The organism is Sphaerisporangium sp. TRM90804, assembly GCF_029846175.1.
Taxonomy (GTDB): Bacteria; Actinomycetota; Actinomycetes; order Streptosporangiales; family Streptosporangiaceae; genus Sphaerisporangium.
Genome location: NZ_JARWAC010000026.1, coordinates 39,733 through 65,617, shown reverse-complemented (window position 1 = coordinate 65,617; position 25,885 = coordinate 39,733). Strand labels below are relative to the sequence as shown.

At 73.7% G+C, this 25,885-nt stretch carries 18 protein-coding genes and 1 riboswitch; of the genes, 10 read left to right on the top strand and 8 right to left on the bottom strand.

Going from position 1 to position 25,885, the window contains the following annotated elements; all coding sequences use genetic code 11:
• Window positions 1–188: 188 nt before the first annotated feature.
• Window positions 189–1,481, bottom strand: a complete 1,293-nt coding sequence (aceA, locus tag PYR91_RS29070) for an isocitrate lyase (RefSeq protein WP_279784874.1) — start codon at window positions 1,479–1,481, stop codon at window positions 189–191.
• A 326-nt stretch (window positions 1,482–1,807) separates the two neighbouring features.
• On the opposite strand from aceA, the gene PYR91_RS29065 reads away from it, so the two are divergent.
• The 3 genes from PYR91_RS29065 to PYR91_RS29055 all read left to right on the top strand — a co-directional run bounded on the left by PYR91_RS29065 (window position 1,808) and on the right by PYR91_RS29055 (window position 4,493).
• Window positions 1,808–3,244: an XRE family transcriptional regulator gene (locus tag PYR91_RS29065; RefSeq protein WP_279785114.1), complete on the top strand. Its 1,437-nt coding sequence runs from the start codon at window positions 1,808–1,810 to the stop codon at window positions 3,242–3,244.
• Between the two features lie 138 nt (window positions 3,245–3,382).
• Window positions 3,383–3,658, top strand: a complete 276-nt coding sequence (locus PYR91_RS29060; RefSeq protein WP_279784872.1) for an isoamylase early set domain-containing protein — start codon at window positions 3,383–3,385, stop codon at window positions 3,656–3,658.
• 79 nt (window positions 3,659–3,737) lie between these two features.
• A complete protein-coding gene (locus PYR91_RS29055) occupies window positions 3,738–4,493 on the top strand; it encodes a sulfite exporter TauE/SafE family protein (protein ID WP_279784870.1) in 756 nt (251 codons plus the stop codon).
• Here PYR91_RS29055 and PYR91_RS29050 read toward each other — a convergent pair.
• Window positions 4,484–5,536, bottom strand: a complete 1,053-nt coding sequence (locus PYR91_RS29050) for a nitronate monooxygenase (RefSeq protein WP_279784868.1) — start codon at window positions 5,534–5,536, stop codon at window positions 4,484–4,486. The two genes, PYR91_RS29055 and PYR91_RS29050, sit on opposite strands and share 10 nt — an antisense overlap.
• A gap of 122 nt (window positions 5,537–5,658) precedes the next feature.
• Complete coding sequence (locus PYR91_RS29045) at window positions 5,659–6,294, bottom strand: DUF305 domain-containing protein (protein ID WP_279784866.1); 636 nt, start codon at window positions 6,292–6,294, stop codon at window positions 5,659–5,661.
• 184 nt (window positions 6,295–6,478) lie between these two features.
• On the opposite strand from PYR91_RS29045, the gene PYR91_RS29040 reads away from it, so the two are divergent.
• On the top strand, window positions 6,479–7,894 hold the full coding sequence (locus PYR91_RS29040) for a hypothetical protein (RefSeq protein ID WP_279785111.1): 1,416 nt from the start codon (window positions 6,479–6,481) through the stop codon (window positions 7,892–7,894).
• A gap of 243 nt (window positions 7,895–8,137) precedes the next feature.
• Window positions 8,138–9,364, top strand: a complete 1,227-nt coding sequence (locus PYR91_RS29035; RefSeq protein ID WP_279784864.1) for an acyl-CoA dehydrogenase family protein — start codon at window positions 8,138–8,140, stop codon at window positions 9,362–9,364.
• Between the two features lie 107 nt (window positions 9,365–9,471).
• Here PYR91_RS29035 and PYR91_RS29030 read toward each other — a convergent pair whose 3' ends face one another.
• Window positions 9,472–10,470 carry an RNA polymerase subunit sigma-70 gene (locus PYR91_RS29030; protein ID WP_279784862.1) on the bottom strand — a complete coding sequence of 333 codons (999 nt, stop codon included), beginning with the start codon at window positions 10,468–10,470 and terminating at the stop codon, window positions 9,472–9,474.
• 148 nt (window positions 10,471–10,618) lie between these two features.
• Window positions 10,619–10,984, bottom strand: coding sequence for a hypothetical protein (locus tag PYR91_RS29025; RefSeq protein ID WP_279784860.1), 366 nt, complete (start codon window positions 10,982–10,984; stop codon window positions 10,619–10,621).
• Window positions 10,985–11,153: 169 nt separating this feature from the next.
• Window positions 11,154–11,237: riboswitch (ZMP/ZTP riboswitch) on the top strand.
• Window positions 11,238–11,262: 25 nt separating this feature from the next.
• On the opposite strand from PYR91_RS29025, the gene PYR91_RS29020 reads away from it, so the two are divergent.
• On the top strand, window positions 11,263–12,114 hold the full coding sequence (locus PYR91_RS29020; RefSeq protein ID WP_279785109.1) for a tetrahydrofolate dehydrogenase/cyclohydrolase catalytic domain-containing protein: 852 nt from the start codon (window positions 11,263–11,265) through the stop codon (window positions 12,112–12,114).
• 10 nt (window positions 12,115–12,124) lie between these two features.
• On the opposite strand, the gene PYR91_RS29015 is transcribed toward PYR91_RS29020, so the two are convergent.
• On the bottom strand, window positions 12,125–12,703 hold the full coding sequence (locus PYR91_RS29015; protein WP_279784857.1) for a hypothetical protein: 579 nt from the start codon (window positions 12,701–12,703) through the stop codon (window positions 12,125–12,127).
• A 210-nt stretch (window positions 12,704–12,913) separates the two neighbouring features.
• On the bottom strand, window positions 12,914–13,456 hold the full coding sequence (locus PYR91_RS29010; RefSeq protein ID WP_279784856.1) for a GNAT family N-acetyltransferase: 543 nt from the start codon (window positions 13,454–13,456) through the stop codon (window positions 12,914–12,916).
• An 823-nt stretch (window positions 13,457–14,279) separates the two neighbouring features.
• Between PYR91_RS29010 and PYR91_RS29005 the strand changes: the two genes are divergently transcribed.
• From PYR91_RS29005 to PYR91_RS28990, 4 genes are all read left to right on the top strand, one after another.
• Window positions 14,280–15,461, top strand: a complete 1,182-nt coding sequence (locus tag PYR91_RS29005) for a monodechloroaminopyrrolnitrin synthase PrnB family protein (protein ID WP_279784854.1) — start codon at window positions 14,280–14,282, stop codon at window positions 15,459–15,461.
• Window positions 15,462–15,821: 360 nt separating this feature from the next.
• Window positions 15,822–16,691, top strand: coding sequence for an NAD(P)-binding domain-containing protein (locus PYR91_RS29000; protein ID WP_279784852.1), 870 nt, complete (start codon window positions 15,822–15,824; stop codon window positions 16,689–16,691).
• A gap of 96 nt (window positions 16,692–16,787) precedes the next feature.
• On the top strand, window positions 16,788–19,622 hold the full coding sequence (locus PYR91_RS28995; RefSeq protein ID WP_279784850.1) for an AAA family ATPase: 2,835 nt from the start codon (window positions 16,788–16,790) through the stop codon (window positions 19,620–19,622).
• 87 nt (window positions 19,623–19,709) lie between these two features.
• A complete protein-coding gene (locus PYR91_RS28990; RefSeq protein WP_279784848.1) occupies window positions 19,710–22,553 on the top strand; it encodes a LuxR C-terminal-related transcriptional regulator in 2,844 nt (947 codons plus the stop codon).
• Here the strand turns inward: PYR91_RS28990 and PYR91_RS28985 are convergent.
• Window positions 22,541–25,846 (bottom strand): BTAD domain-containing putative transcriptional regulator, encoded by a 3,306-nt coding sequence (locus PYR91_RS28985; protein WP_279784846.1) that lies wholly within the window; start codon window positions 25,844–25,846, stop codon window positions 22,541–22,543. The two genes, PYR91_RS28990 and PYR91_RS28985, sit on opposite strands and share 13 nt — an antisense overlap.
• Between the last annotated feature and the right edge of the window lie 39 nt (window positions 25,847–25,885).

Here is a 25,885-nt window from a genome sequence, read left to right as displayed (position 1 = left end):
GTGACGAGCCCGCTGACGGGACGGGCCCCGCGATCGTCGCCGATCCCGGGGCCCGCCGCGTCCCTCCACGCCCCCGGCCGGGGACGTGGAACGCGGGCGCGTCCGGAGGGGGCCGCTGCCCAAAGCGGATGTTGCCGGACGCGCCCGCGGGCTCGTGGGGTGCCCGGCGCCGCGCCGGGGACGTGGTGTCAGCGCGTCTCGGCGAACTGCTCGGCCTCGGTGGAGCCCTTGAGCGCCACCGTCGAGGAGTCCGGCGCCACGGCCGTGCTGACCAGGTCGAAGTACCCGGTGCCGACCTCCCGCTGGTGGCGGGTCGCGGTGTAGCCGCGGGACTCGGCGGCGAACTCGGCCTCCTGGAGCCCGACGTACGCCGTCATGCCGTCCTCGGCGTAGCCGCGCGCGAGGTCGAACATCGAGTAGTTCAGCGAGTGGAAGCCCGCCAGGGTGATGAACTGGAAGCGGTAGCCCATGTGCCCGAGCTCGCGCTGGAACTTGGCGATCGTGGCGTCGTCCAGGTGCTGCTTCCAGTTGAACGACGGCGAGCAGTTGTAGGCGAGCAGCTGGTCGGGGTACTCGGCCTTGACCGCCTCGGCGAAGCGTCGGGCCACGTCCAGGTCGGGCGTGGAGGTCTCCATCCACAGCAGGTCGGAGTACGGCGCGTAGGCGATGCCGCGGGCGATGCAGGCCTCGATGCCGTTGCGCACCCGGTAGAAGCCCTCGGCCGTGCGCTCACCGGTGGTGAACCGCTGGTCGCGCGGGTCGACGTCGCTGGTCAGCAGCGTCGCGGCCTGGGCGTCGGTCCGCGCGATGATCACTGAGGGCACGTCGCACACGTCGGCCGCCAGGCGGGCGGCGTTGAGGGTCTTGACGTGCTGGCCCGTCGGAATCAGCACCTTGCCGCCGAGGTGGCCGCACTTCTTCTCCGACGCGAGCTGGTCCTCCCAGTGCACGCCGGCGGCACCGGCCGCGATCATGCCCTTCATCAGCTCGAAGGCGTTCAGGACGCCCCCGAACCCGGCTTCGGCGTCGGCGACGATCGGCGCCAGCCAGTGCGGCGCCCCGCCGTCGCCCTCGGACCAGGTGATCTGGTCGGCCCGCAGCAGCGCGTTGTTGATCCGCCGCACCACCGCCGGCACCGAGTTGGCCGGGTAGAGGCTCTGGTCGGGGTAGGTCTGGCCGCCGAGGTTGGCGTCCGCGGCGACCTGCCAGCCCGACAGGTAGATCGCCTTCAGCCCCGCCTTCACCTGCTGCACGGCCTGGTTGCCGGTCAGGGCTCCGAGCGCGTGCACGTACTCCTCGCTGTGCAGCAGGGACCACAGCCGCTCCGCGCCGAGGCGGGCGAGAGTGTGCTCCTCCTGTACGGAGCCGCGCAGCCGAACGACGTCTTCGGCCGTGAAGGTCCGCTCGACGTTCGACCAGCGCGGGTCGATCTCCCACTCCTGCCGCAGCTCGTCTGCAGCTCCCTTGAGGCGATCTTTCATTTTGTTGACTCCTTTGGCGTCCTCTGGGCGCTTGCTTCGAGTCTGTGCCGCCTCAGGCGATATGCAAAGGCCTGGATCATGAAAAATCGGGATAGTTTTCGCCTTAAGTGAATACTCGCCAGTATTACACCTAGAAGAAATGCAAACTTTTCTATATGGCCTAGACCAATTCGTGTGATCCAGCTCACGCCGCACCGGCCGGAAACCCTCGCCCCGTCCGGCGGACGCGGCGCGCGGCGTTCCGGCGGCCGCGCTACTGGAAGATGTGTCGAATTTGCGCTTAGGATCGCCTCATGGCCTCCTTGGTGGGAGAAGAACCGCTGTCTTTGACGCAGGAGCTCGACCTCCTGGCGTTCGGCCAGCGCCTGAAGCACCTGCGCAAGCAGCGCGGGCTCACGTTGTCGGAGCTCGGCGAGCGGGTGGGGAGGGCGCCCAGCCAGCTGTCGCTGCTGGAGAACGGCAAGCGCGAGCCCAAGCTGTCGCTGCTGAAGTCGCTCGCCGTCGCGCTGGCCGTTCCCGTCGAGGAGCTGCTGCGCAGGCAGGCCCCCAACCGCCGGGCCCAGCTGGAGATCGCCCTGGAGGAGGCCCAGCGCGACCCGCTCTACGCCGGCCTCGGCCTGCCCCGGCTGAAGGTCTCCGCCCGCGTCCCGAACGACGTGCTGGAGCACATCCTCGGGCTGTACGAGGAGCTGCGCTCCCGCCAGGCCAAGGGCACGGCGACACCCGAGGAGGCCAGGGCGGCCAACGCCGAGCTGCGCCGCAAGCAGCGCGAGCAGGGCAACTACTTCGCCGAGATCGAGGCCGCCGCGGCCGAGGCCCTGTCCGCGGTCGGCTACCGCACCGGCGCGCTGTCGCAGGGCACCGTGCAGGCGCTGGTCACCCACTTCGGCTTCGCCGTGCAGACCGCGCAGGACCTGCCGCGGTCGGTGCGGTCGATCACCGACCTGCGCAACCGCCGCATCTACGTCAAACACGAGCAGCTCGGCATGCACACGCCGCGCACCATCCTGCTGCAGACCCTCGGGCACCTGGCGCTCGGCCACCACAAGCCCCGCGACTTCGCCGACTTCCTGCGCCAGCGCACCGAGGCCAACTACTTCGCCGCCGCGGTGCTCATCCCCGAGGCGACGGCCGTCCCCTACCTCAAGGAGGCCAAGCAGGACCGCGCTCTGTCGGTGGAGGACCTGCGGGACGTCTTCGCCGTCTCCTACGAGATGGCCGCGCACCGCTTCACCAATCTGGCCACCCACCACCTCGACCTGAGCTGCCACTTCGTGCGCAACGACGCCGAGGGCATCATCTACAAGGCCTACGAGAACGACGGCATCGTGTTCCCCGCCGACGAGCAGGGTGCCATCGAGGGGCAGCGCATGTGCCTGCACTGGTCGGGACGGCAGGTGTTCCGCTCGCCCGACCGCTTCTCGGTGTACCACCAGTACTCCGACTCACCCACCGGCACCTACTTCTGCGTCGCCCACGTCGACCCCTCCGGCGAGCGCGACTTCGCGATCACGCTGGGGGTGCCGTACCGGGAGTCGCGCTGGTTCCGCGGCCGCGAGACCACCACCAGGACCAAGTCGAACTGCCCCTCCGGCGACTGCTGCCGCCGTCCGCCCACGGAGCTGACGCAGCGGTGGGAGGGGTACGCCTGGCCCTCGGCCCGCGCCAACTCCCACGTGCTCGCCGCCCTGCCCCCCGGGTCCTTCCCCGGCGTGGACGAGGCCGACGTCTACACGTTCCTGGAGCGCCACGCCGCGTCCTGAGCCCCCGGCAGTGCGGCATATACCTACAGGCCGGTTAACGCTGATGAAAAGTATGTAACGCCGGGCGTGTCCATATGCCCGGAAGGGGTGGATCTGCGGAAGGCTTGGACCGCCACCCTTCCCCCGGGAGAACTCTCGATGCTCAAGCGCAACACCCTGTTCGGCAGGAAGACCCGCGTCACCTTCGCCCTGCCGCTGGACCACCCCTACGGCGTCGTGAGCGTCGTCGGCGACTTCAACGGCTGGAACCCCGGCCGCCACGAGCTGCGCCGCCGCCGCAACGGCACCCGCACCGTGTCCGTCATCCTGCCCCAGGGCGTCCACCGGTTCCGCTACCTTGCGACCGGCGGCATGTGGTTCGACGACGACACCGCCGACCACATCGACCACCACGGCAGCCTGCTGCACCTTTGACGTCCGGAAACCCGGCGATCTCCGGCACCGGGCCCTCCCCGGCGCGCACGGCGTCCGCCCGCGCGGCCGCGCCGACGCCGTGACCGTCGTCGAGGTGCTCGGGCTGATCGGGGTCGGGCTCGTGGCGGGCGTCGTCAGCTCGGTCGTCAGCCTGGCCTCGGTCGTCTCCTATCCGGCCCTGCTCGCGTTCGGGCTGCCGCCGCTCGCCGCGAACGTGACCAACACCGTCTCGCTGGTGTTCTCCGGCCTCGGCGCGGCCGCCGGCTCGCGCCCGGAGCTGTCCGGCCACGGCGTCCAGGTGCTGCGCCTGGCCGGGGGCAGCGTGCTGGGCGGGGCCGCCGGGGCGGCGCTGCTGCTGCTGACGCCGTCGCGGGTCTTCGAGCTGGCGGTGCCGTGGCTCATCGGGCTCGCCTCGTTGGCTCTGTTCCGGCGCCCACGCGCGCCCGGCGAGGTCCCGGCGCAGCCGAGGAGCGCGGGCGACCGGGCGCTGCGCGCCGGGGTGGCCGCGGTCGCCGTCTACGTCGGCTACTTCGGCGCCGCGGGCGGCCTCATGATGTTCGCTCTGCTCTCCTCGGCAATCGGCGAGCCGCCGGCCCGGTTGAACGCCTTCAAGAACGTGCTCACCGCGCTGGCCAACCTGGTCGCCGCGGCCGGCTTCGCGGTGTTCGGGCCGGTGCAGTGGGCCGTGGTCGTCCCACTCGCGACCGGCTTCCTCGCCGGCGGCTGGCTCGGCCCCGGCATCGTCCGCCGCATGCCCGGACAGACCCTGCGGGTCGTGGCGGCGCTCTGCGGCATCGCGGTCGCGGTGAAGCTGGGACTCGACGCCTACCGGTGACCGCCGGACAGCCGGCGGGCGGTCTCGGCGAGAGCCTGGCGCGCGTCCGCGCCGAGCCGCGCGACCAGCTCTCCGGCGGGCGTCTCGTCAGCCAGCGGGTACGCCTGCCCGGCCCACAGGTTGATCGAGCCGGCGTCGCCCGCCCGGCGGGCCGCCGCCCGCAGCGGGGCCGTCAGCTGGTGGACCTGCGGGTAGGCCGCCGGCGCCTCGGCGGTGTGCTCCTCCAGGAAGCGGTTGACCAGCCCGCGCGCCCGCCGGCCGGTGAAGGCCCGCGTCACCGCCGTCCGGTCGCCGGCGGCCAGCGCCGCCCGGTGCGGGGCGTTCGTGCCGGCCTCGGGGGTGCGAAGGAACGCGGTGCCGACCTGCGCGGCCACCGCCCCGGCCGCGAGCACCGCGGCCACGCCGGCGCCGTCGGAGATCCCGCCGGCGGCTACCACGGGCAGCGGCGTGCGGCGCAGCACCAGCCGCACGAGCGCCAGCAGCCCGAAGTCTCCCGCGTCGTCGGTGAAGCCGCCCCGGTGCCCGCCGGCCTCGATGCCCTGAGCCACCAGCGCGTCGGCTCCGGCCTCGTGAGCGGCGGACGCCTCCTCGGGGGTGGTGACCGTCACCAGGACGTAGGCCCCGGCCGCGCGTGCCCGCGCGATCGTCGCGGCCGAGGGCAGCCCGAAGGTGAACGACACCACCGGCACACGCTCCTCGGCGACGACGGCGAGCTTGGCCCGCCAGGCGTCGTCGTCGTCCGCCGGGACGCCGAGCCGCACGCCCAGCCGCTCCGCCTCGCCCGCCAGCCGGGCGGCGTAGGCGTCCACGGCGGCCGGGTCGGCCTGTTCCGGCGAGGGGACGAAGAGGTTGACCCCGAACGGCGCCGCCGTCAGCGCCCGCACCGCGGCGATGTCGGCCCGCACGTCGTCGGGGGAGCGGTAGCCGGCGGCCAGGAACCCGAGCCCGCCGGCGGCCGAGACCGCCGCGGCGAGCGCGGGCGTGGACGGCCCGCCCGCCAGGGGCGCCTGCACGATGGGGTGGGGCAACGCCGCGAGGTCCACGAGATCACTGTAACGACCGCCCGCGCGTTCCCCGTCCCGGGGGCGATCAGACGGCGTGTAAAGCCGGCATCAGGTGATCGAATTCGGCAGGTCCGATAATCGGACGTGGTGACGCAGTGTGGTCAGCCGGTGACGTCGATGCGGCGCATGCGGTTGATCTCCGCCGCCTGGGTGACCGAGATGTCCTGCGCCAGCTCCTGCGCGATGGCGTGGGTGCCCTTCTCCATCTCCTCGGCGGCCATGGTGAGCGCCCCCATGTGGTGTGCGGTCATGAGCTTCAGGTAGAGCCGGTCGAACTCCGCGCCGGTCGCCGCCCTCAGCTCCGTGAGCTGCTCGGGCGTCGCCATGCCGGGCATGTCGTGATGGTCGGCGTGATGGTCGGGGACGCGCTGGCCCTCCTGCCGCAGCCACCGGATCATCGCGTTGATCTCGGGCCCCTGGGTGGCGGAGATCCGCGCGGCCAGCCGTTTCACCTGGTCGGAGGCGGCGCGTGCGGGCGCCGCCGTGCTCATGTCCAGCGCCTGGCGGTGGTGCACGACCATGTCCTGCATGAACCGGATGTCGGCGGCGTTCGCGGACAGGCTCGGAACGGCGGTGACGGCCTCGTCCGGGCCGAGGGTCCTGGCCGTCTCGCCGGGCCTTCCCGGGGCGATGACCGGGGCCGTGGACTGGGCCGACGGGGTCGCCGGCGACCCCGAGCAGGCCGCCAGCGCGGCGAGGGCGGCCGTGGCGATGACGACGTGGAGCGCGGCGCGCACCCGACCTCCTAGGGGATGTCCACTGGGCGCGTGCACCCTAGCTCGTCGTTGACGTACGAGTAAAGACGGCATGTCGGAACGTTTTGCTGACATTGTGACCTATAGCTAACAGTTCTGGTCTGGGAGAAAATCTGCCCGACTGTGTTCTCCTATGGCAGTAAGCACCAAGGAGGGTTCCTGAGTGTTGTCCATCCCCCGCAGAGGCGGCCAGGCGAGCCGGTTCCTCATCCTGGTGGGGTCGGTGACGGCGTTGATGCTGTCGGCGACGCCCGCTCAGGCAGCGGACATCCCGGGCACCGACCAGATCGTCATGAGCCCGAACGTCGAGCACGTGACGAACGTCCCCAAGCCGGCCGCCATCGCGGCCACCATCAACACCGACATCGCGTTCCAGGGTGACTACGCCTACGTGGGCAACTACGGCGGCTTCTCCATCTACGACATCAAGAACCCGAAGAAGACCTCCGTCGTGAGCTCGGTCGTCTGCCCGGGCTCGCAGATGGACATCTCCGTCTACGGCGACCTGGTGTTCGCCTCCGTGGACTCCTCCCGCAACAACGACTCCTGCAGCAGCGTCGCGCAGCCTGCCTCGGAGAAGACGTCCTGGGAGGGCATCCGGATCTTCGACGTCAGCGACAAGGCCAACCCGAAGTACATCAAGTCGGTCGAGACGGCGTGCGGTTCGCACACCCACACGCTGCTGCCGGACAAGAAGCGCGGAAACGTCTACCTGTACGTCTCCTCGTACTCGCCGCAGCCGACCTTCCCCGACTGCCAGCCGCCCCATGACAAGATCTCGATCGTCAAGGTGCCGCTGCACGACCCGACCGCCGCCGCGGTCGTGGCCACCCCCGTCGTGTTCCCCGACGGCGGCAACGAGACCCAGCCCGGTCTGCTGGTTCCCACCAGCGGTTGCCACGACATCACCGTGTACGCGGAGAAGGGCATCGCCGCGGGCGCCTGCATGGGCGACGGCGTGCTGTTCGACATCCGCAACCCGGAGGCGCCGAGGGTGACGGCCCGCGTCACCGACCCCAACTTCGCGTTCTGGCACTCGGCGACGTTCAACAACTCCGGCACCAAGGTGGTCTTCACCGACGAGCTGGGCGGCGGCGGCGCCGCGACCTGCAACGAGGCCGTCGGCCCCACCCACGGCGCGGACGCCATCTACGACATCACCCGCGGTCAGCTCGTCTTCAAGAGCTACTTCAAGATCCCCCGTTACCAGGCCGACTCCGAGAACTGCGTCGCGCACAACGGCTCGCTGATCCCGGTCAAGGGCAAGGACATCATGGTGCAGGCCTGGTACCAGGGCGGCGCCTCGATCTGGGACTTCACCGACTCCAGGCACCCGAAGGAGATCGGGTACTTCGAGCGCGGCCCGGCCTCCGAGGGCGGCGGCGGGTTCTGGTCCGCGTACTACTACAACGGCTACATCTACGCGAGCGACTTCAACAAGGGCTTCGACGTCATCAAGATCAACGATCGGCGTACGGACCCGGCCAAGAAGGTCCGCTCCGACCGTCTGAACACGCAGACCCAGACCTCCTACCGTGAGCGCGGCCACGGCGGCTGGTTCTGGGGCAGCGACGACGACTGACGCCGCACAGCCCAGGGGCGCCCCCGCCGGCCGGAAGGACGGCGGGGGCGCCCGCACGTCCGGCCCGCGCCTGCGGTGTTTCCTTCCGGTTAACCTTCCTCACCGCTGTCGCGGCCCGCCCGCCACCTGCGGAAGGATCACGCGGACGGTGTTACCGTTGGTAACGTCGAGGGCGCGGCGACGCGCCCCATCGGCAGCCGGTCCGTCCCATCGGCTCCTGACCGCCCTGAGGAGTTATCGAGAATGGCCGACAGCGCTTTCGCCTTCTGCCCGGAGATCGGCGGGGAGCTGCGCGAGGTCCGCGACTGGGTGCGCGAGTTCGCCGCCACCGTCGTGCGCCCCGCCGGCGCCGAGTGGGACGAGCGCGAGGAGACCCCCTGGCCGGTGATCCAGGAAGCCGCCAAGATCGGCCTGTACTCCCTCGACTTCTTCGCCCAGCAGTGGTTCGAGGAGAGCGGCCTCGGCATCCCGGTGGCCTTCGAGGAGCTGTTCTGGGGCGACGCCGGCATCGGCCTGTCCATCGCCGGCACCGGCCTGGCGGCGGCGGCCCTGTCGTCGAGCGGCACGCCCGAGCAGATGGGCGAGTGGCTGCCCGAGATGTTCGGCACCGCCGACGCCCCCAGGCTCGGCGCGTTCTGCGCCTCCGAACCCGACGCCGGCTCCGACGTCGGCGCCATCCGCACCCGCGCGGTCTACGACGCGGCGACCGACGAATGGGTGCTCAACGGCGTCAAGACCTGGGCCACCAACGGCGGCATCGCCCACGTGCACATCGTCGTCGCCACGGTCGACCCCGAGCTGCGCAGCCGCGGCCAGGCGTCGTTCGTGATCCCGCCCGGCACCCGCGGCCTCTCCCAGGGCCAGAAGTTCAAGAAGCACGGCATCCGCGCCTCCCACACCGCCGAGGTCGTCCTGGACGACGTCCGCGTCCCGGGCCGCTGCCTGCTCGGCGGCAAGGAGAAGCTGGACGCCCGCCTGGCCCGCGTCCGCGAGGGCGGCCGCAGCGGCGAGCAGGGCGCCATGCGCACCTTCGAGACCACCCGCCCCGTCGTCGCGGCCATGGCGGTGGGCATCGCCCGCGCGGCCTACGAGTACGCCCGCGACTACGCCCGCGAACGCGAGCAGTTCTCCCGCAAGATCGGCGAGAACCAGGCCGTGGCGTTCCTGCTGGCCGACATGGCCACCAGGGTCGACATGGCCCGCCTCCTGACCTGGCGTGCGGCCTGGATGGCCCGCAACACCCGCCCCTTCACCCAGGCCGAAGGCTCCATGTGCAAGCTGGTGGCCGGCGAGACCGCCGTCTGGGTCACCGAACAGGCCATGCAGATCCTCGGCGGCGCCGGCTACACCCGCGACCACCCCGTGGAACGCTTCCACCGCGACGCCAAGATCTACACCATCTTCGAAGGCACCAGCGAGATACAGAGACTCATAATCGGCCGAGCCGTCACCGGCCTCCCCGTCCGCTGACCGGCCCCGCCGAACCGCATCGTCCGCCGGCCTCCTTGTACCGTCAGCCGCTGCACAGGCCGCCGCGACACGCGTGCCAGCGCGCGGCGCGGGCGTCCACACCGGGACTACTCGGTGCCGTCCGCCGGCAGGCGCTCGGGCAACCCGAGCCTCGGGAACCGGTCGTCGTGGAACGTGATGATCTCGGTGATCGCTCCGCCGGCGACTCGCAGGACGTCGATCGTCAGCGGCAGGTACGCGCCCTCCGGCTTGCGCCACTGGTAGAAGGCGACGGCGGGCTGCCGGTTCACGGAGGTGAGGACGGCGCGCAGATGCTGCATGCCCTCGAAGCCGCTCTCGACCCAGTCGTTCACCACCGTGTCGCGGCCGATCTGCAGGCCCGGCGTGGGCGGCATCGAGCAGCGGACGTCCTCCCGCAGCAGGGCGGCGAGCCGGTCGACGTCCGTGGCCACGCTGGCGTCGGTGTAGCGGCGCACCAGCTCGCGCGTCCCGGCGTCCTCCTCGCCGCCGGTCCAGTCCTGTCGCTCGGCGGGCAGGTGCTCCCGCATGCCGGCGCGGGCCCGCTGCAGCGCGCTGTTCACGGAGTTGACGGAGTCCCCCAGCAGCTCCGCGACGTCCTTCGCCGGCCAGCCGAGCACGTCGCGCAGGATCAGCACGGCCCGCGGGCGCGGCGCGAGGTGCTGGACGGCGACCAGGTACGCCAGCTCGATCGTCTCCCGCGCCACGGCGACGGCCTCCGGCTCGTCCGCGTCGCCCGCGGGCAGCTCGTCGAGCAGCCGGTCCGGGTAGGGCTGCAGCCACGGCACCTCGCCGTCGGTCGCGGGCTCCGGGCGGCACTTGGCGAGCAGGTCCAGGCAGGCGTTGGTGGCGATCCGGTACAGCCAGGCCCGGAACGTCGAGCGCCCCTCGAAGGTCTCCCTGCGCCGCCAGGCGCGCAGGAACGTCTCCTGCACGGTGTCCTCGGCGTCCTCGAACGACCCGAGCATCCGGTAGCAGTGCACGTGCAGCTCCCGCCGGTGCCGCTCCGCCAGCCCCGAGAACGCCGGCTCGTCGGCCTCGCCCAGCCCGCTCACGCCCAGTTCCTCCAGCCGCGTGTCCGCACTCATCACGTCACCCTTCCGTCTCGTCGTATCCCGTCGTAGGTATGACGGCCGCGGGCGCGACAACTCATCACCGGCGACGCCGAGGTCGTGGTGGGCGCGGCGCGGGTTCTGGACGAAGGCGAGGCCGGCGATCACGACCAGCGCGGCCCGGTCAGTCCGCAGGCCGCGCATCGGTCTCAGCCGGGAGGCCGCGCCGGTCGAGGGCCTGGATCCATTTGGTCGCGACGGCGGCCACCTGGACGAGTTCGGCGCGCAGCCTGGCGGGGTCGTCCTCGGCGAACGCCTCCAGGACCTCCTCGATGAGGATGTGGCGCCAGGTCAGCGAACCGTCGGCGAACGCCGCCGCCGTCTCCCCTTTGGCCAGCTCTGCGGCCTCCCCGGCATGAGGCCCGGTGCCGTCGGGATGATCCCGGATCCCCCACCGCATGTCCTGCGCGACCCGCTCCGCCCCGACGTCGCCCAACGCCCGCCCGAGCGACCCGGGCACCCCGAAGTCCCCGTCGTGCGTGATGCTCATGGCTCAGGTCTCCCTTCGGCATCAGATGGCGTCGTCTCGCGGACGACGGCGACCCGGTTCATCCGCATGGCGGTTCACGATAGCGGGCGCGGTCGTCGCGGGCCGGTGGTCGGTGGTGGGCGGGCTTGGGAGGTGAGTGGGGGGCTTGTGGGGGTGGGGGCGGGCATACTGGTGGGCGTGCGACTGGCGGCATCGAGGGTGGAATCGACCATCGGGGAGTTCGTCGCGGGAGCCGACCGCCTGGGCTGCCGTGAGCGGAGGAGGCCGTTGTGACTCAGATGCTGCCGGGTAAGCCCGTGGCCGAGAGCATCCTGAAGGACGTCTCGGAGCGGGTCTCCGCGTTGCGTGCGCGAGGGGTGGTGCCGTCGCTGGCGACCATCCTGGTGGGCGACGACGACGCCAGCGCGGGGTACATCCGCATCAAGCAGCGGCAGGCGGCGGAGCTCGGGTTCGAGTCGCCGCACACCCACCTGCCCGCCGACTCCACCCAGGACGACCTGCTGGGCGCGATCACGGCCTACAACACCGACAAGAACGTGCACGGGCTGCTCGTGCAGTACCCGATTCCGGGTCATCTCGACTACGACGCGGCGCTCGCGGCGATGGATCCCGACAAGGACGTCGACGGCATGCACCCGCTCAACATGGGGCGTCTCGCGCTCGGGCTGCCCGGGCCGCTGCCCTGTACGCCCGCGGGCATCGAGGCGCTGCTGGCGTACTACGACATCCCGGTGGCCGGCCGCGAGGTGGTCATCCTCGGGCGCGGTGCCACCCTGGGCCGCCCGCTCGCCCTGCTGCTGAGCCAGAAGCGGCCGACCGCCAACGCCGCCGTCACCGTCGTGCACACCGGCGTGCCCGACTGGCCGCGCTACACCCAGCGCGCCGACATCCTCATCGCCGCCGCGGGCGTGCCCGGCATCATCCAGCCCGAGCACGTGCGGCCAGGGTCGGTCGTCGTCGGCGGCGGGGTCCGGTACGAGGGGCGGCGGCTGCTGCCCGACGTGGACGAGTCGGTGGAGCAGGTCGCGGGCGCCATCACGCCCCGGGTCGGCGGCGTCGGCCCGACGACCGTCGCCATGCTGTTCCGCAACGCGATCTCGGCCGCCGAGCGCCAGACCGCGCGCGCGTAGCCGGGGCGCGTCAGCCGCCGGGGCCCGTGGGGTTGAGGGGGGCGCCGTCGCCGTTGGTGGGGAGGTCGCCTCGGGTCACGGCCGGGCGGGGGGACGCCGGGGACGGGGTCCGGCCGTCGCCGATGGCGGGGCGGGCCTTCGCCAGGGCCGTCTTCAGGGTCTGCCTGGTGACGGTGGCGGTCTTGGTGATCAGGCGGATGCTGTGGTCGCCCCGGACGCCGACGTACTCCTGGTCGTCGCCCGCCGTCCGGTACCACCCCGCGTCGTCGCGGGCGCACGTCGCCGGGGCGGTGCCCGCCATCATGGGCGTCTTGGCGCACCGGTCGTCGTCGTAGGGCCCCCGGTCGACGCGCATCTCGATCCTGCCGCCGCGCTCGTCGAAGTAGACGCCGCCGAAACCGTTCTCGTTGACGACGCCCACGGACTGCTCGGCGAGCGTGAAGCCGGGCACGTCGATCGCGTAGATCAGGCCGGGCGCGACCCCGTCGGCCGTCGCGCGGTCGATGGCGGCCTGGCTCATCGCGGCGTTCGCGCCGCACCCGGCCAGGCAGAGCATCCCCGCGAGGAAGACCGATCCCCGTTTCCTCATATAAGGCGATTATGCCGTCGGCGCCGGTGGGAGGCGCGGCTTCAGGGGATCCACGCGGCCCGAGGTGGCTAGGGCAGGTGGGGCAGGGACGTACTCGCGCGACCGGAATCAGGCGGGGAGCGCGAAGACGAGCTCCAGGCCGCGACCACCATGGGTGGAAAGCCGGGGAACCTGTCGCGCCCGGCGGGGGACGTACTCGCGCGACCGGAGTCAGGCGGGGAGCTCGTAGATGAGCTCCAGGCCGTCCACCTCGTCCCACTGCTGTCCGGCCCTCGTGAAGCCGAACCCGGAGATGGTGGCCAGGGACGCGGTGTTGTCCGGGCTGATCGTCACCCGCACCGTCTTCACCCCGGCCTCGGCGCCGGCCTGGCGCACCAGTTCGGCCAGCGTCGCCCGGGCGTAGCCGCGGCGACGGTAAGCGGGGGCCACCGAGTAGCCGATCTCCACCATGCCGTCCTCGTCCGGCGGCCCGTGGAACCCCGCGTACCCGACGACGACGCCTTCCGGCTCGGCCACCACGGCCCGGGTGAGCCACGCCTCGATGCCCGGCGTCTTCGCCAACTGCTCGACCCGGTACCGCCACACCCACTTCGCCCGGTCGGTGGTGAAGTACTCGCCGAGGGCGACCCCCGCCTCGGCGCCCGCCCGGGCGAGGTCGTCGTCCAGCAGGGCCGCCAGGGCCACGCCCGGCAGCTCTACGAACCGTACTGACGGGGCGCCCGTGCGGGCCGGGGGTCGGTGCTCATCTGTCACAGAGCGAATGGTCGTGCAGCGCCCCGAGCCTGTCCAACGGTTATCCCCTCCGATTCCGCCGGACACCTGTCGAGACGCGGGCGACGGCTCCGACCAGGAGGGAAGGGGATCGGAAGGCGACGGGGGAGCGCGGCGATGGCCGGCGTCGTTCACTGGATGCCGAAGTCGGCAGGCTGATCACGCGGCCGAACGCCTCCCGCATGACGAGCCCGCCCGTGAACCGGCCCTCACCCCTCGGAACGGTGCCTTCGGCGCAGCCTTCTCAAAGGGTGATTCTCCCTTCGCCCCACCCGCCGCCGTCGCGCGGGTAAGCGTCCCCAGGCCGCCGGGGACGGCCGCCGGCAGTGAGCTTCACACATGGGCCGTGACAGTCCATGGATATTCGCCTGCCGGATTACATTACTTTCACGTTCGTCAGGAAAAGCGTATTCCGGTGGCGCGGAAGCATTCTAGGGGGCCGCGTGACGGTGGCATGACATCCCGGTGACAACAGGCCGTGAGCTGGGATCGCGCGTTTCCTTGGGGGGTCCCCCAAGGTAAACGGCCTGGAGGGTGCGGGGGCCGGTGTGGGGGTTCTCCTGGAGGCGGCGGGCGGTGGTGGGGTGGTGGAATCGCTGTCGGAAGGAACCGCTCGGACTGAACGTAAGCGGATTCTCCAGAGTTTCATACGTCTACGAAGCCCTGTTTCCCGTCATTCGCGTTCGCTTATCAAAGAGCGCGGGGACGGCGGTACCCGGCACAGACGCAAACCGTCGTGACGAACGCCTTCGCGCCGCGGCGAGAACGCCCGGCCGCGAGGGTGATCCTGCTGAGGAGAACGACTGTGACGACCCTGACCCCCCATCCCGTCCGGCCCGCACCGGACGGCGCGGCCCCGCTCGCGGGCCGATGGTCCGGCCACGTCCCCGCGGCCCGCGTGGGCCGCGCCGACCCGCTGGGGCTCGACCCGTTGATGGCCCGCCTGCCGGGGCTCAACCGGGACGGCGACGTCCGCGCCATCATGGGCGGCCTGACCGCCGTCGTCCCCGCCCTGGAGGCCCTGCCCGGCATGCGGACCTGGGAGGTCCTGGCGGCGGTGCGCGACCTGGGCATGCTGGTCGCCTCGCTGGTGCGCCACGGGCTGACGACGGCCGACGTCCCGCCCGAGGTCGAGACGGCCCTCGCGAGTTCGGTGGCCCGCACCGGCATGGTGCCCCGCGAGACGATCCTGCACTACGGCGTGTGGAACCCGGCGGACGCCGGGCGGCGCCGCACCTTCACCGGCGACCCGAGCGAGTACGCGCTCATCGACTGCTCGGCCGCCGCGACCGGCCCGCTGGAGACGGCGGCGCGCGGCCTGTCGGCGCTCGTCGAGCACGGCGTCGAGCCGGGCGAGCAGCGCTTCGAGACCACGTGCCTGACGGCCGCGCGCGAGCTGGAGCACGCGGCGGCCTACGTGCGCATGGAGCACACCGGCCTGGACCCGGTCTTCTTCACCCGCCACCTGCGCCCCTACTTCGACCCGTTCACCGTGCACGGCGTCTCCTACCACGCGCCCGCGGCGGCCCATCTCCCGCTGTACGCCGTCGACCAGGCCGTCTGGGCGGCCGACGACACCCGCCACCCCGAGCTCGCCGAACTGCGGACCGACCTGGCCGCCTACGGCCTCCCCGCGTGGACGGCCTGCCACGAGGGGCTGCGCGGCGAGGACTCCCTGCTCACCCGCACCGTGCGCGCGCTCGGCTCCTCCCACGTGCCCGTCACCACCATGGTCGGCGCGCGGGCCCTGCTGACGACGCTGAAGGCGATGGTCGCCTTCCGGGGACGGCACCGGCGCCTGGTCCGCGCCGCCTACACCGACGAACAGCGGCAGTCGCAGATCGGCAGCGGCGGGGTGGGCCAGGACGTGATCGACGAGCTGCTGTCGGTCACCCGCGACTGCGCCGCGCTCGCCGGGGAGGCCATCAGGTCGGCCCCCCGGCCCGCGGCGGCCGCCCGGGACCACGCCGAACGCCGCCCCGCCTAGGGGGTACGGCCGGACGGGAAGCACCCGTTCGCCCAGCTCGGGGCGCTCGTGCCCGCCGTACGACCGCCGGCACCGGGCGATCGGGGCGGGCGCTTTCCCCCGATGTTTGGGGGTCCGTTAAGGGGGGTGCCCTGACGCCGCGGCACGCGAACCGCGATGGAGTGACCATCATTCGCGTAACCACCTCGTCACGGAGGCATCGATGAGCCAGCTCCACGCCCCGCCGTCCCCCGCCCGGCCGGGCCCGCGCCCGCCGGTCGCGCCCCGCCCCCTTCCAGGGCCGGACGGCGCGGCGCCGCGCCGCGAGCCGTCCACCCGGCCGGCGACGCCGGCGCTGCCGGCCTCCGAGGGAGCGGGCCGATGAGGGCGGCGGTCGTCGGCACCGGCGTCATGGGGTCGGCCGTCTGCCTGCGGCTGCTCCGGGCCGGGTACCAGGTGAGCGTCTACAACCGCACCCCCGGCAAGGCCGCGGAGCTGGGCGCGGCGGGCGCGAAGGTGGCCGCGACGGCGGCGGAGGCGATCGACGGCGCGGACGCGGTCGTCGTCGCCCTGCTGGACGCCGGCGCCTTCCGCGCGACCCTGCTCGGCCCCGAGGTGGCGCCCGCTCTGGCGGGCAGGCGCGTGGCGAGCGTCACCGCGGCCACCCCCGACGACATGCGCGCCCTGGCCGCCGCCGTGCGGGCGCATGGAGGGACGTTCGTCGAGGTCAGCGTCGCCGGCACGCCCGAGATGGTCGAGCAGGGCAAGGCGCAGGCCTTCGTGGCCGGCGAGCCGGCCGACCTCGCGCCGTGGTCGGAGCCGCTGCGGGCCTGTTTCGCCCGCGTGCACGACGTGGGCGCGCTGGGCAACGCGTCGGAGGTGGAGAACGCCTGCATCCTCGGCGCCCTGTTCACCGTGGTCGGCGCCGTTTACACGCTTCGCGCCCTGGAGGGGAGAGGGGTGCCTCAGCAGGCGGTCGCGGCGTTGTGGGAGAACGACCCGTTCCACGCCAACGGCGTCGGAATGTACGTGCTGGGACGGGTGGGCGCGCGTTCCTATGACGCTCCCGCCGCCACGGTCGCGACGATCGCCGCGACCTGCGAGATGTCGGCCGCCTACCTGGCGAGCCTGCGGCTGCCGGTCGAGCCCTTCGAGGCGGTGCGCGGCGTCTTCTCCCGCGCCGTGGAGCGGGGTTTCGCGGACAAGGACTTCTCGGCCGTCTATGAGGTGATCAGTCCGGGGGAAGCATGACGTTCTGACAAGCCGGGACGAATGCCCGCTTCGTTGGGGTGCTTGTTGGGATAGCCGTATAGCCGAAGAATGTCGGGGGGCTATGAGGTGATCGCAATGGCATGGCGGTTTCTTGAGCGGAATGCCGAACTGGCGGCTTTCGAGGCGTCGATTCGGGCGATACGTGACGGTCAGGGGCGTTTCCTGGCGGTGGAGGGAACCGCCGGGCTCGGAAAGACGAGCCTGCTCGACCAGGCCGCCGCGACCGGCGAGGAGGCGGGATTCCTGGTGCTCTCCGGCCGCGCCGGGGAGCTGGAACGCGAATACCCTTTCGGGCTGGTGAAGCAGCTCTTCACCCCGGTGGTGCGGACGATGTCGGCCGCGCGGGAACGGGACCTGCCGGCCGGCGCGGTGCGCGCGCTGTCGGCGCTGGGACTTCGCGAGTCGGGCGGCGCCGTGGAGCCGGTGGCGGAGTTCGCCCTCCTGCACGGCCTGTACTGGCTGGTCGCCGGCCTGTGCCGGGAGCGCCCCGTGATGCTGCTGGCCGACGACCTGCACTGGGCGGACGTGTCGTCCCTGCGGTTCCTCGGGCACATGCTGCCGCGGCTGGACGGGATGCCGGCGCTGGTGGTCGCCACGGTGCGGCCCAACGAGCCCGGCCCGTACCTCGGCGTGGTCGAGCAGATCGTCACCGACCCGTCGTGCCGGTCACTGCGCCTGGGCCCGCTGAGTCCCGCCGCGGCGCGGCGCCTGGTGCGCGACACGGTCGGCGAGGCCGCCGACGAGGAGTTCGTGGAGGCGTGCCGCGCGGCGGCGGGCGGCAACCCGCTGTTCCTGCGCGAGCTGACCCGGGCGGTGAGCGCCGAGGACGTCGCCCCGGTGGCGGCGAACGCGGGCCGCGTCCGCATGCTGGGCCAGCGCGCGGTGGCCCGGCGGGTGGCGATCCGGCTGGCGCAGCTCCCGGCGCCGGTCGTCCGGCTGACCCGGGCGATGGCGATCCTCGGGGACGGCGCCGACCTCGCGCTGGCGGCCCGCCTCGCGGACATGCCGCTGGCGGACGCGGGACGGGCGGCGGTGCTGCTGCGCGGCGTGGAGATCCTGCGGCTGGCCGCCGCGACCGGGGCCGCGGAGCGGTGGGAGTTCGTCCACCCCCTGGTGCGGGCCGCGGTCTACGGCTCGATGGACCCCGCCGCGCGGACCACCGGCCATGCCCGGGCGAGCCGCCTCCTGGCCGCGGCCGGCGCCGGCGCCGAGCAGGTGTCGGCGCACCTGCTGCACACGCTGCCCGGCGAGGAGCACGACGCGGCCGCGGTGCTCCGGCGCGCGGCCGCCGACGCCCTGGGCAGGGGCGCGCCCGAGAGCGCGGCCGCCTACCTGCGCCGGTGCCTGCGTGAACCGCTGGGTGAGGACGAGCGGCTCGGGGTGCTGCTGGAGGCGGGGGCGGCCGCCGCCGGCGTGGACGTCGCGCAGGCCGCCGACCACCTGACCCGGGCGCTGGACCGGGTGGACGACGTGGGCCTGCGCGCCCGGATCTCCACCGGCCTGGGGCCGGCCCTGTGGTTCTCGGCCCGCCCGGAGGAGGCCGTGGCGGTGATGACCCGGGCCGCGGCCGAGCTGCCCGCGGAGGAGTCCGACGTGCGCCGGCACCTGGCCGCCCTCGTGCTCAACATCCCGTTGTGCGTGGGCGGGTGGCGCCACCTGCTCGGCGCGATCCCGGACCTGCGCCGGCTGCCCCCCGCCGACACGCTCGGCGCGCGGATGCTCGACTGCATGATCGCCTGCGCGGACGCCTTCGACGCCGACCCCGGCGGCGTCGAGCCGGCCCGGGCCGCGCTGGCCGACGGGAGGCTGATCCGCGAGGCCGGCGGCGCCTCGGCCACCCTCGCCGGCTGCCTCGTCCTGCTCGTCGGCGACCTGGACGGGGCCATGGCGGCCCTGGACGCCGGCCTGGCCGGCGCCTACGCCCACGGCATGACCGCGACCGCCGCCGCCTACCACGCGCACCGGATGTTCGGCCGGCTGACCGGCGGCGACCTGGCCGCGGCCGAGTCCGACGGGCGCGCGGCGATGCGCGGCGTCGAGCAGACCGGGACGGACGCCGGGCGGCCCCTGGTCGCCGGACGCCTGGCCATGACGCTGGTCGAGCAGGGCCGGCTGGAGGAGGCCCAGGCGGCGCTGGACTGGGCGCTGGCACCGGATTCGGTGCGCTCAGGCCTGTCCGCGTGGTTCCTGTTAGAAGGGCAGGCCTGGGTGCTGCGGGCCGGCGGCCGTCCCGCCGAGGCCCTGGAGATGGCGCTGGCCGCGGGCGAGCGGTTCGCCGCCAGCGGCGGGCGCAATCCGGCGCTGGTCGCCTGGAGGTCGGAGGCGGCGCTGTGCCTGCGGGCGATGGGCCGGGTGCGGGAGGCCCGCGAGCTGGCGGCGGCGGAGCTCGACCTGGCGCGGCGGTGGAACGCGCCGCCGGCGCTGGGGCGGGCCCTGCGGGTGGCGGGCCTGGTCACCGGCGGAGAGCCGGGGCTGGCGCTGCTCCGCGAGGCGGTCGCCGTGCTGGAGCCTTCGCGGGCCGCGTTGGAGCGCGCCAAGGCACTGGTCGACCTCGGGGCCGCGCTGCACCGGGCGGGGGAGTCCGCCCGGGCCCGGGACCTGCTGCGGCAGGGGGCCGCGCACGCCGAGACCTGCGGCGCCCGCCCACTGGTGGAGCTGGCGCGCGAGGAGCTGCGCGGCACCGGTGCCCGTCCCCGCCGCACCGCCGTCTCCGGCGTGGGGGCGCTGACCCCGACCGAGCGGCGGGTGGCGCGGCTGGCCGCCGCCGGCGCGTCCAACCGCGACATCGCCGAAGCCCTGTTCGTCCTTCCCAAGACCGTGGAGGTCCATCTCACCAGCGTCTACCGCAAGCTCGGCGTGCGGGGGCGCGCCCACCTCGCTCGATCACTTCCCGAACTGGTGGACGGTTAGCCACATTCATGCCTTTTCACCGTTCCTCAATCGATCCAGACTGTGACGAATGCCGTTTTGAGCGAGGGGCTGATCTCAGGAGTGACGATGGCCGGCGAGAGCGATGGCGGAGGGGTGGCGGCCGTGGACCCGTCATTGCTGGAACGGACGGAGGAACTGGCGGCGCTGCGCGGCTTCGCCGCCGGACTGCGAGACGGCGCGGGACTGCTCCTGGTCGAGGGCGCGGCCGGGATCGGCAAGACGCGGCTCGTCCGCGAGGTGCGCGGCATGGCCCAGGCGGCGGGGGCGCGGGTGCTGGCGGCGCGCTGCACCGAGCTGGAGCGCGACTTCGCCTTCGGCGCGGTGCGCCAGCTCTTCGAGCCCATCGTGGCGGCCGGTTCGGAGGCGGAGTCGGCGCAGTGGTGGTCCGGCCCCGCCGCCGGCGCCCGGTCGGTGTTCGCGTACGCCGGCGGCGACGTGGGCGGGACGGCCGGGGAGTTCGCCGTGCTGCACGGGCTCTACTGGCTGGCGGTCAACATGTCCAACGACGGCCTGCTGCTGATCCTGGACGACCTGCACTGGTGCGACGAGGCCTCGCTGCGCTGGCTGGTGTACGCGCTGCCGCGCATCGAAGGCGTGCCGATCTCCGTGGTCGCGGCGGCCCGGCCCGGCGACTGGGGCGGGGACCGGCGGCTGCTGGCGCTCATCGGGGAGCAGGCGGTGCGGGTGGTGCGGCCGCGGCCGCTCAGCGAGTCGGCGACCGGCCAGGTGCTGGCCGAGGCGCTGGGCGAGACGGTGGAGGAGGGCTTCGCGGCGGCGATCCACACCCAGACCAGCGGCAACCCGCTGCTGGTCCGCGCGGTGGCCAGGACCGTCGAGGCCGAGCGCCTGGCCCCGTCGACGGCCAACGTCCCCCGGCTGCTGGAGATCGAGGGCTCCGCCGTGGAGAAGATGCTGCGGGTGCGGCTGGCCGGCGTCATCCCCCAGGCCGCCGTGCTGGCCCAGGCCATCGCCGTGCTGGGCGGGGAGGCCGACTTCGGCCAGGCGGCGGCCCTGGCGGGCCTGGACGCCGAGAGCGCGGGCAAGGCCGTCGCCGCACTGATCAACATCGAGATCCTGCAGCGCGACACCCCGCTGCGGTTCGTCCACCCGATGGTGCAGACGGCCGTCTACGACCATCTCGACCTCGGGGCACGGCAGTCCCGGCACACCAGCGCCGCCCGGCTGCTCGCCGCCGCCGACGCCGACCCCGAGCGGGTGGCCGTGCAGCTCCTGCACACCGCCCCGGCAGGCGACCCCGGCACCGTCACCAGCCTGCGCCGGGCCGCCGGAGCCGCGCTGCGCCGCGGCTCGCCCGACAGCGCACACATCTACCTGCGCCGCGCCCTGACCGAACCGCCGCCCGACGCCGACCGGCTCGGCGTGCTGTGCGACCTGGCCACCACCACCCGCGTGCTCAACTTCAGCGACGCCGCCGACTACCTGTCGCAGGCCCACCGGCTCGCCGGCGACCCCACCCTGCGCGCCGAGCTCGCCTGCGGCTACGGCGTGGCGCTCTACATCATGGGACGGGTCGGCCAGGCGGTCCCCGCGTTCACCAAGGCGCTGGAGGAGCTGCCGCCGGACGACGACGACGTGCGCCGCCGCCTGGAGACGTACCTCTTCAACGTGCCCTTCGTCTCCGTGGGCTGGGACCACCTGTGGGACCGGCTCCCGGAGCTGCGGGCCCTGCCCCCGGCCGACACCATCGGCGCCCGGATGCTCTCCAGCATCCTCGCGGCCCACCGGGTGGCCGCCGGGGAGCCGGAGGGGATCGCCGAGATCGGGGCGGCGCTGGGCGACGGCCTGCTCGTCGAGGAGGCCACCTCCGAGCTCGCCACCCTCTCGGCGCTGTGGGTGCTGGTCACGGCGAGCCCCGGGGACGGCGTGGCGACCGCGACCCGGGCGATCGCCCGGGCGCAGAGCCAGGGCTCGGCCACCGCGCTGGCCGGGTTCCACATGTACCGCGCACTGGGCTGGCTCTCCATGGGCCAGCTCAACGAGGCCGAGACCGACGCCCAGGAGTCGCTGCGGCTGGTCGACGCCACCGGCTCGGTCATGCTGGAGCCGATCGCGACGGCCTTCCTCGCCGACGCGCTGCTGGAACGCGGCGAGATCGCCGAGGCCGAGGCGGCGCTCAGGAGCGTGACGCTGCCCAAGACCGGCCTTCCCTTCTACAACCTGCACGTCGAGTCGAAGATCCTCAGCACGCGCGACCAGCACGCCGACGCGCTGGACATCTGCGTGGAGGCCGGTCGCGCCGCCACCGCCCACCACCAGATCAACCCGGCGACCGTGCCGTGGCGGTCCCAGGCGGCGCTGTCCCTGCACGCCCTGGGCCGCGTGCGCGAGGCGCGGGAGTACGCGGGCGAGGAGCTGGGGCTCGCCCGCCGCTTCGGCGTACCGCACAGCCTCGGCCGCGCCCTGCGCGTCGCCGGCCTGGTCGCCGAGCGCGAGGAGGCGCTGCCCCTGCTGCGGGAGGCGGTCGAGATCCTCGCGAAGTCGGTCGCGCGGCTGGAGCACGCCAGGGCGCTGATCGACCTCGGCACCCTGCACCGCCGCGCCGGGCAGCGCACCCAGGCCAGGCAGTACCTCCAGCAGGGCGCCGACCTCGCCGACGTGTGCGGCGCCCAGCCCGTGCTCGACCGTGCGGCGGGCGAGCTGCGCATCCTGGGCGCCCGCCCCCGCCTCACCCGCACCTCCGGGCCGCACTCCCTCACCCCCTCGGAGCTGCGGGTGGCGGAGATGGCCGCCACCGGCCGCACCAACAGGGAGATCGCTCAGGCCCTCTTCGTCACCCCCAAGACCGTCGAGGTGCACCTCACCAACATCTACCGCAAGCTCAAGGTCTCCTCCCGGCGCAAGCTCGCGACCGCGCTGGAGCCCGGCCGCAGGGTGTCTCACGCCTCCTGACCCGGGTCGCGGCGCCGCCCGGCCTCCGGCGCGGGCCAGTCGCGGGGGGCCGGCTCCACGCCGATCTCTCGCATGGCGTGCCAGTAGTCCTGGTAGCGCCGCCGCGCCTCGCCGTGCCTGCCCGCCTCCAGCAGGCCCTTCACCAGGCGCAGGTGGACGCTCTCGTCGTACGGGTCGCGCGCCAGCAGGCGCAGGCAGCAGGCCACGACGCGGTCGACGTCGCCGGAGCGCTCCGCCAGCTCCACCAGGGCGCGGATGACCGCCACGTACCTCGTCGCGTACTCCTCGCGCGGCTGGGCCGCCCAGTCCTCGTAGAGGTCCTCCTCCAGGAACTCGCCGCCGTAGACGGACTCGGCCACGGCCAGCAGCCGCCCCGCGCCGGGGTCGCCCTGCCGGAAGGCGCGCAGGCCCGCGTCGGCCGCCGCGCTGAAGCGCTCGGCGTCGACCTCCATGGCGGCCACGTCCAGCCGGACGGTGGTCCGCGTCGCCACGAGCGGGCCCTCGGCCCCCTGGCGCGCCGGGTTGAGCACCCGCCGCAGGGTGTACAGCAGCACCGACAGGCGGTTGCCGGCGACGTCGCCCTCACCCGGCCACAGCAGGTCCATCAGGGCCTCACGGGACAGGGGCCGGCCGCGCCTCGCGAGCAGGATCTTCAGCAGGTCGCGCGCCTTCTTGGACCGCCATTCGGCGGCGGGGATGGGCGTGCCGTCGCGGATGACCCGCAGGGAGCCGAACGTGTAGACCTCGATGGCCGGGCCCCCGGCCCGGGCCATGACGGCCAGCGAGGAGGCGACGGTGCCCTGCAGGGTGCGCACCCCGTGCCGCCGCAGCCGCTCCTCGGCCCTCTCCAGCGCCGGTCGTCCCATCCCGCCTTCCAGCCACTCCGTCAGGATCTCCACCCGGGCCTCGCCGATCGGGTCGGGCACCTCGCGGTAGATGGCGTGCGCCTCGCGCAGCGACGGCAGACCGGAGGAGGGGAACTCCGCCGACAGCACGGCCAGCTCCAGCGCCTCCGCCAGCCCCAGCCGGTCACGCCTCGCCCGCGCGAGGCCGCCGGCGGCGCGGGCGTCCCGGGCGGCGTCCTCGCGGTCGTCCATGAGGAGCGCCACCCAGCCGCGGGTGACGAGCGCCTGGACCTGGTGCAGCCCCTGGCCGAGCAGCACCGCGCGCTCCGCCAGCTCCCGCGCGGCCGGCAGGTCGTCGGCCGCGCGGACCCGCGCCAGCCCGATGACCGCGCCGCTCACGCTCTGCAGGTCGCCGGACTTCTCCGCCGCCTCCAGCGCCTGCTCGTACGCCCCCCTGGCCCGGGCCACCTCGCCCGACTCGCGGTAGACGTCGCCGAGGCCGGTCAGCGCGTAGGAGGCCATGGCCGAGCCGAGGCGCTGGTAGATCTCGTGCGCCCGCGTGAAGTCGCCGAGCGCGCCCTCGTACCGGGCGAGCGTCCTGCGGGCGATGCCCCGGTTGGTCAGGGCGAGCGCGTGGTAGTACTCGTACCCGCAGAGCTCGGCGAGGGAGATGGCGTGCTCGGCCTCATCCAGCGCCCGCGCGGGCAGGCCCTCCTCCAGGAAGCGCGAGCTGAGGTTGACCCTGATGCGCAGCAGTTCCAGCGACCGCGTCGCGCGTTCGGCGTACGCCAGCGCGTTGGAGTAGTGCCAGGCGTTGGCGCCGCGGTCTCCCGTGGCGGCCACGACCATGGCCATGGTGGTGTGGGCCGTCGCCAGCGCGCCCGGCTCCGCGCAGCGCTCGGCGGCCGTGAGCGCGCGCTCGGCCTTGTCGCGGGCCTGCCCGAAGTCGCCGAGCGACCACTGCGCGCTCGCGTGCCACGCCAGCAGCAGGGCCTCGTCGGCGGTGGTGCCGTCGCCGGGCGTGCCGCGCTCGTAGATGCGCAGCGCCTCCTCCAGGTCGCCGCGCAGGTGCCAGAGCAGCCCCATACGCCACGCGATGTCGGCGTCCAGGGCGCCGTCGCCGCCCGCCACGCGGCCGAAGGCCGCCAGCGCGCCGTTCCAGTCGCCGGTGATCTGGCGCGCCTGGCCGATGACGCGGTGGACGCGCGGGTCGTGCGCGAAGGCGCCGATGGCGTCGGCCGCCGCGATCACCGCCCCCACCTGGCCGTCCCCGATCATGCGCGGGCCGTGCTCGGCGACCAGGCGCACGAGCGGGTGACGCTCGCCGGCGGTGGCCAGGTGCCGTACCGCCTCCCCGTACCTCCCCTCGCGGACGTGGAAGCCGGCCGCCGCGCGGTGCAGGGCGACCGCGTCGTCCGGTGAACGCCGCGCCGCCAGCACGTCCTGGAGCGGCCGGATGATCGACCAGGATCCGTCGGGGTCGTTCGCGGCCTCCACCAGACCCCGCCGGACCAGGCTCGGGACGGCCTCCTCCGCCGCCTCCATCCCGATCGCCCTGCACAGCCGCGGGGTGACCGGGCCGAGGACGGCCAGGTCGGCGAGCAGTTCCCTGGTGCTCTCCGGCTCCCGGGCGAGCACCTCCTCCAGCAGGTAGTCCAGGATCGGCCCGCCGGGCCGGTGCAGCCGCTTCAGCTCCAGGCGGCACCGCCGGTACGACAGGCCGCGCAGCGACTCGGCGGCCAGGCGGACCGCCGCGGGCCAGCCCGAGGTCGTCTCCCACAGTTCCCGGGCGACGCGGCCGGCGTCCTGCCCGGCGACCTCGGTCAGCAGGGAGGCGACCTCCTCCGGCCCGAACCTCAGCGTCGAGCTGTCGACCTGGGCCATGTGCCCCTGGCCGCGCAGGCGGTGGACCGGGAACGGCGGGTCGGACCGCGACGACAGCACCAGGTGGAACCCGCGCGGAGCCGCGTGCACCAGCCGCTCGATGAGGGACGTCGCCGCGCTCCCGCCGGGCAGCTCCTGCGCGTCGTCCAGGACGACGACGAGGTCGCCGTCGAGGTGCAGGTCCAGCTCCTCGCACAGGCCCATGGTCACGGTGTCCAGGGACCCGTACGACGGCAGGCCGGGGGAGACGGCGGGGAGCCGGCGGCGCACCGAGGCGAGCAGGCCACGGGCCAGGCTGCCCAGGTCGCCGTCCTCGGGCCGCAGCGTCAGCCAGCACGCCCCCCGGGTCTCCGCCCATCGGGCCAGGGCGGTCGTCTTGCCCCAGCCGGGGCCCGCGACGACCGAGGTCAGCCGCCGGGCGGCCGCCTCGTCCAGGCGGCGCGCGACTCCTTCGCGGTCCAGGCTCGCGGACGCGGCGCGCGGCGGGATCGCCGCCGCGGGCCCGGGGCCCGTCATCCGGCGCGTGGGCGGAGGGGCCTCGCGGACCGCCAGACTGCTCGCCATGACCCCTCCCGTCGCCCGGGGCGCGGCCCGTCCTCGCCC